Annotated in this window: 10 protein-coding genes; 1 reads left to right on the top strand and 9 read right to left on the bottom strand. The window is 71.7% G+C overall.

The genetic code is table 11. The annotated features are described in order from the left end of the window. Positions 1-24: 24 nt before the first annotated feature. The 6 genes from HUV60_RS11465 to HUV60_RS11440 all read right to left on the bottom strand — a co-directional run bounded on the left by HUV60_RS11465 (position 25) and on the right by HUV60_RS11440 (position 6,063). The gene (locus HUV60_RS11465) at positions 25-612 is read right to left on the bottom strand and encodes an alkyl hydroperoxide reductase (protein WP_257847528.1); all 588 of its coding nucleotides are present in this window, start codon (positions 610-612) and stop codon (positions 25-27) included. Between the two features lie 104 nt (positions 613-716). Beyond that, positions 717-3,035, bottom strand: coding sequence for an ABC transporter permease (locus HUV60_RS11460; RefSeq protein ID WP_257850088.1), 2,319 nt, complete (start codon positions 3,033-3,035; stop codon positions 717-719). 95 nt (positions 3,036-3,130) lie between these two features. After that, on the bottom strand, positions 3,131-3,820 hold the full coding sequence (locus HUV60_RS11455) for an ABC transporter ATP-binding protein (RefSeq protein WP_257847529.1): 690 nt from the start codon (positions 3,818-3,820) through the stop codon (positions 3,131-3,133). Further along, positions 3,817-4,341, bottom strand: a complete 525-nt coding sequence (locus tag HUV60_RS11450; RefSeq protein ID WP_257847530.1) for a PadR family transcriptional regulator — start codon at positions 4,339-4,341, stop codon at positions 3,817-3,819. Before HUV60_RS11450 ends, HUV60_RS11455 begins: the two co-directional genes overlap by 4 nt. Positions 4,342-4,783: 442 nt before the next feature. After that, positions 4,784-5,122, bottom strand: coding sequence for a hypothetical protein (locus HUV60_RS11445; protein ID WP_257847531.1), 339 nt, complete (start codon positions 5,120-5,122; stop codon positions 4,784-4,786). Continuing rightward, on the bottom strand, positions 5,119-6,063 hold the full coding sequence (locus tag HUV60_RS11440) for an SPFH domain-containing protein (RefSeq protein ID WP_257847532.1): 945 nt from the start codon (positions 6,061-6,063) through the stop codon (positions 5,119-5,121). The genes HUV60_RS11445 and HUV60_RS11440 overlap by 4 nt, the downstream gene beginning before the upstream one ends. A 291-nt stretch (positions 6,064-6,354) precedes the next feature. On the opposite strand from HUV60_RS11440, the gene HUV60_RS11435 reads away from it, so the two are divergent. Further along, positions 6,355-8,667: a transglycosylase domain-containing protein gene (locus HUV60_RS11435; RefSeq protein ID WP_257847533.1), complete on the top strand. Its 2,313-nt coding sequence runs from the start codon at positions 6,355-6,357 to the stop codon at positions 8,665-8,667. An 85-nt stretch (positions 8,668-8,752) separates the two neighbouring features. On the opposite strand, the gene HUV60_RS11430 is transcribed toward HUV60_RS11435, so the two are convergent. From HUV60_RS11430 to HUV60_RS11420, 3 genes are all read right to left on the bottom strand, one after another. Beyond that, positions 8,753-10,921, bottom strand: coding sequence for a SpoIIE family protein phosphatase (locus HUV60_RS11430; RefSeq protein WP_257847534.1), 2,169 nt, complete (start codon positions 10,919-10,921; stop codon positions 8,753-8,755). 330 nt (positions 10,922-11,251) lie between these two features. Further along, entirely contained in the window at positions 11,252-11,929 is a 678-nt protein-coding gene (gene fomD, locus HUV60_RS11425; protein ID WP_257847535.1) for a cytidylyl-2-hydroxypropylphosphonate hydrolase, read from the bottom strand. Between the two features lie 103 nt (positions 11,930-12,032). Continuing rightward, the gene (locus HUV60_RS11420; protein WP_257847536.1) at positions 12,033-13,436 is read right to left on the bottom strand and encodes a class II fumarate hydratase; all 1,404 of its coding nucleotides are present in this window, start codon (positions 13,434-13,436) and stop codon (positions 12,033-12,035) included. Between the last annotated feature and the right edge of the window lie 19 nt (positions 13,437-13,455).

The raw sequence follows: 13,455 nt of genomic DNA, 5'->3' as shown, positions 1-13,455 counted from the left end.
CCGGCGGGGCCGGTGCGCGCGGAGTCACTCCCCGAAGCTCCCCAGGCCATCAAGGTCCCCCAGGCCCTCGATGGCCGCGAGGGCCGTCTCCGCCTCCAGGGTGGTGGCGACGGCCTTGATCACCGCGGCGATCCTGAAGGCCTCCTGGACGACCTCGCGTTCGACGCCCGCCCCGCGCAGGGCCGACTCGTGCGCGTCGAGGCACAATCCGCAGCCGTTGACCGCGGAGACCGCGCACGCCCAGAACTCGAAGTCGACCCGGTCGACGCCCGGGTTGCCGAGGACGTTCATCCGCAGGCCCGCGCGCAGGTTGCCGTACTCCTCGTCCGACAGCAGGTGGCGGGTCCGGAAGAAGGCGTTGTTCAGGGCCATCACCGAAGCGGTGGTCTTCGCCGCCCGGTACGCCTCGGGAGACAGGACCGCCTTCGCCTCCGGCGCCAGCTCGCGCAGCACGACGGCCGAGCGCGAGGCGATCGCCGTCGACAGCACCGTCCCCCACAGCCGCTGGGCCGGCAGGTCCGAGGCGCCGATGGCCGAGTCCAGGTTGAGCCTCAGGTCCCGGGCGTAGTCGGGGAGGCGGGACTTGAGGGACTCGACGGACTCGAACGACATGGGGAACGCTCCTGCAGCCGGGTGGGCCGGACGCGGTCCATGCTGCCAGGGGCGGCCGGTCTCGGGCACCCCGTGCCGCCCGGGACCGGCCGCCACCTCCCCGGTCACTCCGCGCGCAGGCCGTCCGGCCGCATCATGCGCAGGAGGGGCGGCAGGCTCAGCAGCGTCACCACCAGGACGACGGCCGCACCGACGCCGGTCATCTGCAACAGGCCCGGCCAGTCCATCCGCACGGGTGTCGACGTCATCCGCAGCAGCACGGCGCCCAGTGTGACACCCACCGCCGAGGCCAGTACCAGCCCCAGACCGATCGGCACGGCCGTCTGCCACAGCACGGACAGGCTCAGCGTGCGCTTCCGGGTGCCGAAGGCGACCAGGGCCGACAGCAGCTTGCGGCGTTCGCGCAGCTGCTCCAGCTGCGAGACCAGCAGACTCGCCCCGATCAGCAGCAGCACACAGGCCGCGCCGACGAACAGGCCGGTACGGACGGTGTCGTACTTCTCGGTACGTTCGGTGGAGGCCCACATGAACGTGTTCGTCAACGGGTCGATCGCGGCGGCCGTGTTGCGCACGTGCTCCTCGGCGTGGGGCACCGAGTCGTCGAGCGCGAGGTAGAGCTCACCGGAGAACGCGTCCGTCATCCCCGCCGTGACCGCGCCAGGGGTCAGCAGGAAGCCACCGCGCTCGGTGCCCACCGGGTCCGGAACCGAACGGGACTGCTTGACGCCCTCCGGGACCGTCCAGACGACGTCCTCGCCCCGGCCGGAGGGGGCTGCGCGGTCGATCACCTCGAGGTAGAGCTGCCGGCCCGGCTTGTTCAGTGCCTGGGTGCCCTCGTCGTACCCGGCGCCCGACACCGCGAACACGTCGCCGTCACTGCAGGAAGGGAGCGCCGCCACCGTGCGCAGGGTCGCGCAGTCGGCGATGGTCAGGGCGGCGGAGCCGTCCGGTTCCTGCTCCCAGGGCTTGTCGGCGGAATAGCCGTGGGACACCGCGTAGACCTCGCTCACCCCCTTGGTGTCCGCCACCTTCTCGGCAGCCGTGGGGAGCGAGCTGCCGCGCGGCAGCTCCACACTCATCTGGGCCCGCGACACGTCGAGCCCGGTGTCCTCGGTGTAGCCGCCCTCGACGCCGGCGAACAGCATCTGCAGCGCGATCGCGCCGGCCACCGCCACCGCGATCCCGTTGACCATCCGGGCCGCCGCGCCACTGCTCAGCTGAAGGCGGCGCACCGCCAGTTGCCACGACAGACTGCACCCGACGAGCCGGACGACGGCCGTCTCCACGACCCACGGCAGCAGCGCGGTGATCCCGATGAGCAGGCACAGGACACCGCCGACGACCAGGTACTGGTTGAAGTTCCCGCCCTCCTGGCCCTGTCCGGCCATCGGGTAGAGCATCCCGAGGCCGGCCACCGGCAGCAGCAGCCGCCACCACAGCCTGCGCCGGGCCGGCCGCGTGGTACGGACCACGCCCAGCGGCTCGATGACGACCGCGCGCAGCGCGACCAGCGTCACCAACACCGCCGCCGCCGGGACCAGCACCGCGACCAGCAGGGCCAGCAGCGGCGAGGGGTTCAGATAGCTCGGGAACACACTGATGCCGAACAGCTCGACCGAAGCGGCCACCTGACGTCCGACCAGGAAGAAGCCGGTGCCGAGGACCAGTCCGAACAGTGACCCGGCGAGAGCCTCGCCCGCCGCGATGCGCCGGGTGCTCGCCGCGTCGGAACCGACCAGCCGCAGCGCCGCCAGCCGGCGGTCGCGCCGCTCGCCGCCGAACCGCACGGCCGTGGCGATGAACACGGCGACCGGCGTCAGCAGCACCACGAAGACGACCAGGATCAGCAGCATGAGCACCGGGTCGTTCTCCTCCTCGGTGACATACCCGGGTGGTGAGCCGAACCGGTCCAGGCGCGTCGGCCCCTGGTCGGCGAGCTTGCCGGCGAGCCCCGTGGCGCCCGCGTAGTAGGCGAGCTCCTGCGAGCCGATGAGACCGGGCTCGCCGATCGTCCCCACGACCTCGTACGGCAGCCGTTCGCGCAGCAGGCCGGTGCCGTCCGACGCGAGGAGCTCCTTCAGGGCGGGGGAGACCACCGTCTCGCCGGGCGCCGGGAATCCGTTCAGGCCCGGCGGCAGCGGGGCCTTCGGGCCCTCCGGCTCCGTCAGGCGGCCGCGGATGTCCTGGTTCCGGAACTCGGTGTCCACGCGCGAGACGATCAGCGTGTCGTCGGCCTTCGGGATGACCTCCGTGATGAAGGGCCAGTCCAGGCGCGCCTCCTCCCGCCGGTCCCGCTCCGTCAGCACACCGGGCAGCGCGGCGCAGAGCAGCAACAGTGCCACGCCGAGGCCGACACCGACGCCGGTGAGCAGCGCCCTGACCCACCCCTCGCGCCCGCCGGCCAGGGCGAACCGGACGCCCATGCCCAGGTCCCGGACCATCATCCGCGTCTTCGGCTCCGCACGGGAGGCGGAGACGGCGGGGGCGGGGGTGGCGGGGACGCGTTCCCGGGTCCCGCTCATACGGCGTGCTCCATGTCCCGGGACTTCCCGTCGCGTACGACGATCTCGCGGTCGGAGTACGCGGCCACCCGCGCCTCGTGCGTGACGAGGACGACGGCGGCGTTGGTGGACCGGGCGGCGTCGGTGAGCAGTTCCATCACGCGCTCGCCGTTGAGCGAGTCCAGGGCACCGGTCGGCTCGTCGGCGAACAGCACCCGCGGGCCGGTGACCAGCGACCGGGCCACGGCGACCCGCTGCCCCTGGCCGCCGGAGACCTCGCCGGGACGCTTCGCGCGGACGTCCTCGACCTCCAGCCGCTCGAGCCAGGTCAGGGCGGCCCGCTCGGCCTCCTTGCGGGGCGTGCCGTTCAGCCGCATCGGCAGCGCGACGTTCTCCACGCAGGTCAGCTCCGGCACGAGCTGCCCGAACTGGAACACGAAGCCGAACTCCGAGCGCCTGAGCCTGGAGCGCTCGGAGTCGTTCATCGCGGTCAGTTCGCGCCCGTCGTACGTGACCGAGCCGGAGTCGGGCGTGACGATCCCGGCGAGGCAGTGCAGCAGGGTCGACTTGCCCGCCCCGGAGGGACCCATCACGGCGACGACCTCACCGGGGTGGATGGAGAACGCGGCCCCGTCGAGCGCGGGGGTCGGCCCGTACGCCTTGCGCAGGTCCCGGGCGACGAGCAGGGATCCGGCGGGGATCGTCATCGGGAGACCGCCTCACAGAGTTTGTCGAGGCGCGCGGCGGTGAGCTCCAGCCAACGCAGGTCGGCCTCGAGGTGGAACAGGGCGTGGTCGCAGATGAGCTGGTCGGCCAGGTCGCCCTGGCGCTTGCGCTCGGTGAGGACGCGCATGCCGCGCAGGTGCTCGGAGCGCTGGGTGTCGAGGATGTCGGCGGCGTCGCGGCTGGTGAGCAGCGCGAGGACGACCTTGGTGTAGAGCGTCGACTGGAGGTACGGCTCCGGCTTCTCCGGCGTGGCGAGCCAGCGGGCGACGTCGGTGACGCCGGCCTCGGTGATCGCGTACCGCTTGCGCTCGGGGCCGTCGCCGGCCTCGATGCCGTCGACTTCGACGAGTCCGTTCTTCAGCAGGCGGGACATCGTCGAGTAGACCTGGCCGTAGTGCAGGGGCCGGTCGTGACCGAACTTCGCGTCGAAGGTCCGCTTCAGGTCGTAACCATGGCGCGGGCCGGACTCCAGGAGTCCGAGGAGTGTGTGACCGATGGACATGACGAGCACTCTACACAGCGTGTATACGCACCGTGTATACGCCGAGTGCGCAGACCGAGGGGCGGAGTGTCGACGCCCAGGTGGGGGCCGGTTGTCGCGGTTCTGTCACTGGGGTGGGGAGAGGGCTCGGGCCGAGGGGCGTTAGCGGATGGCGGCCGGGAACTCGGGGCCTCGGGTGAGGGGCCTGGAGAGGGGAGCCCCGGAGGGAGGGAGAGCCGGAGGCGGCGGGGCCTGAGGCCCGGAGGGGGCGGGCCGGGGAGAGCATCGGAGTCTGGGGTGGATGGCTGGGGCGGGGGTTCGGGTCGGTGGGACTTGGCCGGGTTCCCGGGTGGCGGCTGTGCGGGCTGCGGTGGACAGGGAGGCCTGAGCTGAGGGCCCGGAGGGGGCGGGCCGGGGGAAGCGTCGGAGACCCGGGTGAGTCACCGGGCCAGGGAGGTTCGGTTCAGCGGGGTGCGGGCGGGTCCTCGGGTGGCTGCTGCGGGGGCGGCGGCTGTGGGGGCGGCTGCTCGGACGGCGGCTGCGGGGGCGCGGACGGCGACTGTGCGGGTGGGCGCCCCCGGCGGGGCAGAGGGCCTGCCTCGCCGGGCAGCCGGCCCACCTCCGTGAGTGCCCGCCGCAGCAGGAACTCGATCTGTGCGTTCGCCGAGCGCAGCTCGTCGTTCGCCCACCGCGCCAGCGCCTCGTACACCAGCGGGTCCAGCCGCAGCAGCACCTGCTTGCGCTGCTGCTGCGGCCTGCGCCGAGGGGCCCGGCCCTCGGGGGGGTCGGAAGGGCTGGTCACTGGTAGAGGGTCCCGGTGTTGAGGACCGGCTGTGCGGCGCGGTCGCCGCACAGGACCACCATCAGGTTGGACACCATCGCGGCCTTGCGCTCGGAGTCCAGCTCGACGATGTCATGCTCGGTGATCCGGGCCAGCGCCGTCTCGACCATGCCCACGGCGCCCTCCACGATCAGCTGCCGGGCCGCGACGACCGCGCCCGCCTGCTGCCGCTGGAGCATCGCCGAGGCGATTTCGGGCGCGTAGGCGAGGTGGGTGAAGCGGGACTCGACGATCTCGACGCCGGCCGCGTCCACGCGTGCGCGCAGTTCGACCGCGAGCTTCTCGGTGATCTCCTCGGCGTTGCCGCGCAGCGAGAGGCCGTCCTCCTCGTGGGCGTCGTACGGGTACTCGATCGCGATGTGCCGGACGGCGGCCTCGGTCTGGGTGGAGACGAACTCGATGTAGTCGTCCACCTCGAAGGTGGCCTGCGCGGTGTCCGCCACTCGCCACACCACGACCGAGGCGAGCTCGATCGGGTTGCCGTAGGCGTCGTTCACCTTGAGGACCGCGGTCTCGTGGTTGCGGACCCGGGTCGAGATCTTGACGCGCGAGGTGAAGGGGTTCACCCAGCGCAGGCCGTCCTGGCGGATCGTGCCCTGGTAGCGCCCGAAGAGCTGGACCACCCGGGCCTCGCCCGGCGCCACCATGTTCAGCCCGCACATGGCGAGGAACGCGGCGAGGGCGACCAGGACGCCGAAGACGATCAGCAGGGCCTTCCCGGCGACCGCGGTGACCGCCGTGGCGCTGATGGTCATCCCGATGCCGAGCAGCAGCCCGGCCAGTCCGAGCGTCAGGGCGAGCCCGCCGCCGATGCTGTGTGCCACCGTCTCCCGCACGCGTGGGGCCGGCATCTCGGGGGTGTCGGCCGCGGCCGGTGTGGCCTGGGTGCCGTGTGTGGACATGGGTGATCCCCCGTCTCTCGGGGCGCTGCGGCATGAGCTGGGCGCCGCCAGCGCCTATCTATCTAAGTGATATCACTTTAACGCTTCACGGCAACCGTGGACAGGTCTCGCACGTCGGTTCTGGTGAGGCGGGTGGAGGTTCCGGTGGGGAGGGTGCTGATTGTCACGCCCGTAAAGGCCGGATCGGTCGATGTTTGTCGTAGCTTCCGGTGTGAGCTTGCAGAGTTGACCTGAGTGGCGAACCCGTGTGCCTCGTCGGCACACACGAACGAAGCGGAGCAGGGCGGACCCATGGGACGAGCGGAAGAACGACGCGCACGACAGCGCGGTGGGCACCGTGCGGCATCCGGGGGCCGTTCGTCGGGCGGGAACGGCTCGGGCCGGATACGCCGCCTCTTCACCTGGAAGAAGATCCTCGGCACGGCCTTCGGCCTCTGCCTGCTCGGCATGGGCGCCTTCATCGTGCTGTACATGGCGATCGACATCCCCGAGGGGAACGCCGACGCCCAGCAGCAGAGCAACGTCTACAAGTACAGTGACGGCTCGGTCATGGCCCGTGACGGCGAGGTCAACCGTGAGGTCGTCGAACTGGCGCAGGTCCCCAAGCCGGTCCAGCGGGCGTTCGTCGCCGCCGAGAACAAGACGTTCTACCAGGACGCCGGCGTCGACCTCAAGGGCACCGCGCGCGGTCTGCTCAACACCGTGTCCGGCAAGGGCGCGCAGGGCGGTTCGACGATCACCCAGCAGTACGTGAAGAACTACTACCTGACCCAGGAGCAGACGGTCTCGCGCAAGCTCAAGGAAGTCGTCATCTCCCTGAAGCTGGACCGGGAGAAGCCCAAGGACTACCTCCTCGCCGGCTACATGAACACCAGCTACTACGGCCGCGGCGCCTACGGTGTCCAGGCCGCGGCCCAGGCCTACTACCGCGTCGACGCCGAGGAACTGACCGTCGAGCAGGGCGCCTACCTCGCCGCGCTCCTCCAGGCGCCGAGCCAGTACGACTGGGCGGTGGCCTCGGACGCCGGCAAGAGGATCGTGAAGAACCGCTGGAACTACGTCCTGGGCAACATGGTCGAGGAGAAGTGGCTGGACGCCGCCGAGCGGTCCGGCATGGAGTTCCCGGTGCCCAAGGATCCCAGGGGCAATCCGGGCCAGGCCGGTCAGACCGGTTACCTGGTGAACGAGGCCAACGCCGCGCTGAAGCGCCGACTGGTCGACGAGGGCACCGCCGCGGACGCCAAGGAGGCCGACGCCCTGGTCGACCTCGGCGGCTGGACCGTCACCCTCAACATCGACAAGAAGAAGCAGAAGGAGCTGGAGGAAGCGGTCAGGACCCGGCTCACCGGCAAGCTGGACGCCGAGGAGCGCGAGGTCGACGCCGACGTCCAGGCCGGCGCCGTCTCCGTGGACCCGAAGACCGGCGCGGTCGTGGCGATGTACGGCGGCGAGGACTACCTCAAGCACTTCACGAACAACGCCACGCGCCCCGACTACCAGCCCGCCTCCACCTTCAAGCCGGTCATCCTGGCCGCCGCCGCCGAGGAACAGGCCGAGACGCAGGACGGCCGGCCGATCGTGGCCAACACCGTCTACGACGGCACCAGCAAGCGCCCCGTCGAGGACGACGGCACGAAGGTCGGCTTCGCCCCGGAGAACGAGGACGACCGGGACTACGGCGACATCACCGTCCAGACGGCCATGAACAAGTCCGTCAACTCCGTCTTCGCGCAGATGGGCGTCGACGTCGGCATGGAGAAGGTGATGGAGACCGCGGGCAGGCTCGGCATGGACGCCGAGGATCTGGAGGCGGTGCCCGCCCAGACCCTGGGCTCCATGGGCGCGAGCCCGCTGGACATGGCCGCCGTCTACGCCACCCTCGACAACCACGGCAAGCGGACCACCCCGACGCTCATCAAGTCGGCGGAGCACCTCAACCGCACCGTCACCGTCCCGGACGCCGTCGGCGAGCAGGCCATCAGCCGTGAGGCCGCCGACACGGTGACCTCGGTCCTGACCGGCGTGGTCGACGACGGCACCGCCCAGGCCTCGGTCCGGGACAACCCCCTGCGCGACGGCCAGCAGGTCGCCGGCAAGACGGGTACCTCCGACAACAACAAGTCGGCCTGGTTCGCCGGTTACACCCCCGACCTGGTCACCACGGTCGGCCTGTTCGGCGAGGACGACAAGGCCCCGCACCCGCAGGTCGAGATGTACGGCGCGGGCGGCCAGCCCCGGGTCAACGGGGGCGGCTTCCCGGCACAGATCTGGGCGGCGTACACCTTCGGCGTGATGGAGAAGACCAGCAGGTTCGACCTGGAGACCGACCAGGGCGCCGCTGTCGCGCCGCCCCCGTCGTCGTCGGCGCCCGCGTCGCCGTCCCAGTCGCCCACCGAGGAACCGACGACCGAGGAACCGACCACGCAGGCCCCGACCACCGAGGAACCGACCGAGGAACCGACCGAGGAACCGACCGAGGAACCGACGACCGAGCCCCCGACCGAAGAGCCGGCGACCACACCGTCGTCGTCGCCGTTCACCCCGCCCACCGACGAGATCCCGCCCGACCCGGACGAGACACCGGACGGCGGGGAGCAGCAGTAGACGGGGAGGCGGACGAGGTGGGGGCACCCGGTGTGTCACCGGGTGCCCCCACCTCGTCCGTGCGGCTCGGCGTGTGCGCCGTGCTTCAGCCGCCGTGGTTCAGTTCGAACCACACCACCTTGCCGGTGCTCAGCCGGGTCGCGCCCCAGCGGCGGGCCAGACGGTTGACCAGGTAGAGGCCGCGGCCGCCCTCGTCCGTGGCGCGCGCCTGGCGCAGCCGCGGGAGCTGGGGCACGTCGTCACCGACCTCGCAGCGCAGGACGTCCGTACGCAGCAGCCGCAGGGTGACCGGGCGGGAGGCGTACCGGACCGCGTTGGTAACCACCTCGCTGACCAGCAGCTCCACCGAGTCGCTCAGGTCCTCCATCCCCCACCGGGACAGCGCCCGGCGGGCCAGCCGGCGGGCCCGGCCGGGAGCGGCGTCCTCCGGCTCGAGGAACCAGTACGCCACGTCGTTCGGCGCGATCCCGTCGAAGCGGGCGGCGAGCAGCGCGATGTCGTCGTCCCGGTCACCCGGACCGAGCATGTCGAGCACCTCGTCGCACAGCGCCTCCAGCGGCGGCGGATGGTCCGGGCCGGTCAGCTGCGCGGTCGCGGCGAGCTTGTCGCGCAGCTGGTTGATGCCGGTCCACACGTCCCGCAGCCGGGACTCGACCAGGCCGTCCGTGTAGAGCAGCAGCGTCGCCCCGGCCGGCGCGTCCAGCTCGACCGCCTCGAAATCCACGCCGCCGACGCCGATCGGGGCGCCCGCGGGTACCCGCAGCACCTCGGCCCGCCCGCCGATGGGCAGCAGAATCGGCGGCGGATGACCGGCGTTGGCGATGGTGATGCGGTGCGCGACCGGGTCGTACACCGCGTACAGACAGGTCGCCATGCGGTCCGCGCCGAGCCGCTGTGCCTGTTCGTCGAGGTGGTGCAGCACCTCCTGCGGCGGCAGGTCGAGACCGGCCAGGGTCTGGGCGGTGGTGCGCAGCTGGCCCATGATCGCGGCGGAGGTCATGGAGTGCCCCATGACGTCGCCGACGACCAGCGCGACCCTGCTGCCGGGCAACGGGATGGCGTCGTACCAGTCACCGCCCACGCGCGCGGTCTCTGCGGCCGGCAGATAGCGGGAGGCCAGCCGCACGCCCGTGCAGCGCGGCAGGTTCTCCGGCAGCATGGTCCGCTGCAACTCGTCCGCGATGTACGCCTCCCGCCCGTACAGCACCGCCTTGTCGATGCCGAGGGCGCTGTGCGTGGCGAGCTGGGCGGCGACCAGCAGGTCGTCGGCCTCGAACGCCAGGCGCTCCGGACCGCGCAGGAACAGGGCCGCGCCGATCACCCGACGCCGGCCGCGCAGCGGCGCGAGGATCGCCCGCTGACCGCCGGGGACGGCCGGTTCGGCTCCGTTGCCCAGGAGTTCGGGCAGCGCGGCGCGCGCGGCGGGCGCGTCCGTGAACACCGGTCGTACGCCGCGCAGCACTTCGGCGAGCGCGCTGCCGGGCCGCACCGTGCACCGCTCCGAGCCGATGGAGTCCAGCTCGGACGGCGTGGGCGCGGCGGCCGGCACGAATCCGCCCTCGATGTCGCGCTCGGCCGGGATCCGGTCGCTGCGCCGCAGCCGCAGCACCAGCGGACCGGTGGGCCGCTCGTCACCGACCGGCAGCGGCTCGCGCAGGTAGACCAGGATGGTGTCGGCGAAGGTGGGCACGGTGGCCCGGCACAGACCCATCACGATCTCTTCGAGATCGATGCCGCGGGCGATCCGCCGGGTCGCGGCGCCGACGAACCTCAGCCGGTCCCCGTCCCGCCGCATCGGCGTGGGTTTCCCGGGCGGGGTCACCTGGCCGGTGCGCCGCTCGGGGCCGTCGGGGGCGGGTACGGAGTGGTCCTGGGACGCCTGTTCCCGGGACGTGCCGCCGGGGGCCGAAGGGTCCGCCGCCGGGTGGTCCGCTGCCGGGTGGTCGTGCACGTCGGGTTTCTGTCCTCCGGCCGGCTGGAGCGGGATGCCCTCGGGCGCGGGCCGAGGGCGGTGGGTGTCGGGTTCGGATTCCTGCCCGGCGTGCGGCTGGGAGTGCTCGGCGCCGGGACCGGCGGTGCCCGATGCCGACGGAGGTGACGATGACGATGACGACGATGACGACGACGACGTCGAGCCGGGACCGTGTGCCGGTGCCGAGGCAGACAGGAACGCCCCGCGGGTATCTGCGGGGATGACGCCCGGTTCCGGGCGCTCGTAGGAGGTCGGCTGCTCCGTCACGCGTGTCGAGTCCATCCGTCCGGGGCCACGGCCCGTTCCTCACCTTCGCGCCCGTCCCGTGAACGTGAGGCCGGGGACGCACGCCGTGCACACCGTACGTCCTGCCGAGACTCCGATACCCGGAACGCCTGTCCCGGGAACGGGATTCCCGCGTGGTGAGCGCCTGTTTCTGTGCCGCCTGCCGGCCGTCCCCGGCCCGCACCGGTGTTGCCGTATCCCTCGCTCACGTCCTGCCGCCCCTCGGTGACGATCGGTCAAGCCCAGCGCTTGCTCCGGAAGTTGCCGCCGCCCGGTGCCTTGCGGAGGACGATCCTACGTTTTCTGACCCGGAGTGCATCAAGAGTCTCATGACGTCAGATGCACAGGTGTGCGGTCCCAGTCCGATGGCAGTGAAGGTACCGCCCACGACGGATCCGGGCGCCAGTTCTGCCAGTCGTCCGAGAACGGGGCTCCCCAGCGGGAGATCACGGCCACCGCGTCCCGGCCCGCCTCCCGCACCCGGCCGGCCAGTGTGGCATCCACCAGTCCGTCCCGCTGGGCCTGCGCGAACTCGTCCTCGTCCAGCCAGTGCCAACTGCGGTCCGGGTAAACGGATATGTCCAGAAAATGATCCTCGGAGTCCACCCCGCCGGTCCAACGGGCCAGCGGCTCCTCCAGGTTCACGTACCAGTTCTTGAACCGCCAGCCCTGGTTCCAGAACAGCCACACCGACCAGGGCTTACCGGGCCGGGCCAGCTTCAGCACGCCGGTCCCGGTCCAGCGGCCGCGCTGGACCGTGCGGGGCTTGGTGTACCGGGTGCGGAGGGGCTCCTGGTGCACGGGGGTGCCGTCGGCGAGCACCGGCTTCACACACTCGGTGCCGGGCGCCATCCACACGGCGAGCAGTTCGGGATCGTCGCGTACGACCGTGACGGGGCGCGCGATGTGCAAGCGTGCGCCGCCGTTCTCCCGGTAGCGCCACAGAACCTGCGTCCCCGGTACCCAGTGGTCGTGCCCGCGTCCTGCCGCTCCGCCCTCTGTCATGGGCAGATATTAGGTGCCACAGGCACAGATCGCTGCGGTCCCCGTCACGCTTCACCTGTGCGGAACGCCGGACACGGCGTGGACACGCCTCGGCCGCGCCGCCTCACGGGTGCGTCATCCGCAGGACGTCCAGCGCCTCGTCGAGTTGCTCCACGGTGAGGTCGCCGCGCTCGACGTACCCGCTCTCCAGGACCACCTGACGGATGGTCTTCCGCTGTGCCAGCGCCTCCTTGGCGACCTTCGCGGCCTCCTCGTAGCCGATGTACCTGTTGAGCGGGGTGACCACGGACGGCGAGGACTCGGCGTACTCCCGGGCCCGCTCGCGGTCGGCGACGATCCCGTCGACCGTACGGTCGGCGAGCAGCCGGGAGGCGTTCGCGAGCAGCCTGATCGACTCCAGGACGTTCTTCGCGATGACGGGCAGCATCACGTTGAGCTCGAAGTTGCCGGCGGCACCCGCGGTGGCGACGGTCGCGTCGTTGCCGACGACCTGCGCGCTCACCATGAGCACGGCCTCCGGGATGACCGGGTTGACCTTGCCGGGCATGATCGAGGAGCCGGGCTGGAGGTCGGGCAGGGCGATCTCGGCGAGGCCCGTGCGGGGACCCGAGGCCATCCACCGCAGATCGTTGGCGATCTTCGTCAGGCCGACCGCGATCGTCCGCAGCTGGCCGCTGGTCTCCACGATGCCGTCCCGCGCGCCCTGCGCCTCGAAGTGGTCGCGGGCCTCGGTCAGCGGCAGCCCGGTGACCCGGGCGACCTCCTCGATGACTGCGGCCGGGAACCCGGGCGGGGTGTTGATGCCGGTGCCGACGGCGGTCCCGCCGAGGGGCAGCTCGGCCAGCCGGGGGAGGGAGGCGTGCAGCCGCTCGACCCCGTACCGCACCTGGGCCGCGTACCCGCCGAACTCCTGCCCGAGGGTGACGGGCGTGGCGTCCATCAGGTGCGTACGCCCCGACTTCACCACGTCGGCGAACTCCTCGGCCTTGCGCTCCAGCGAGGCCGCGAGGTGCTCGAGAGCCGGTACGAGGTTCCGGGTGACGGCGGCGGTGGCGGCGATGTGGATCGAGGAAGGGAAGACGTCGTTGGACGACTGGGAGGCGTTGACGTGGTCGTTGGGATGCACGGGGCGCCCGAGCCGCTCGGTCGCCAGGGTGGCGATGACCTCGTTGGTGTTCATGTTGGACGAGGTGCCCGAACCCGTCTGGAACACGTCGACGGGGAAGTGCTCGTCCCACTTTCCCCCGGCGACCTCCCCGGCCGCCTCCCCGATCGCCTCGGCGATGTCCTCGTCCAGCACACCGAGACGCGCGTTCACCTTCGCCGCGGCGCCCTTGACCAGGGCGAGGGCCTCGATGTGGGCGCGTTCGATGCGCTGCCCCGAGACCGGGAAGTTCTGCACGGCCCGCTGCGTCTGAGCCCGCCACTTGGCGTCGGCGGGTACCTTCACCTCCCCCATGGAGTCGTGTTCGATGCGGTAGTGCCGGTTGTCGTCCGTGGTCGTCATCGTCATACCTCCGAAGGTC

Source organism: Streptomyces sp. KMM 9044, from assembly GCF_024701375.2.
GTDB lineage: Bacteria > Actinomycetota > Actinomycetes > Streptomycetales > Streptomycetaceae > Streptomyces.
The sequence above is the reverse complement of the archived record's forward strand: the minus strand, read 5'-3'. Positions and strand labels throughout refer to the sequence as shown.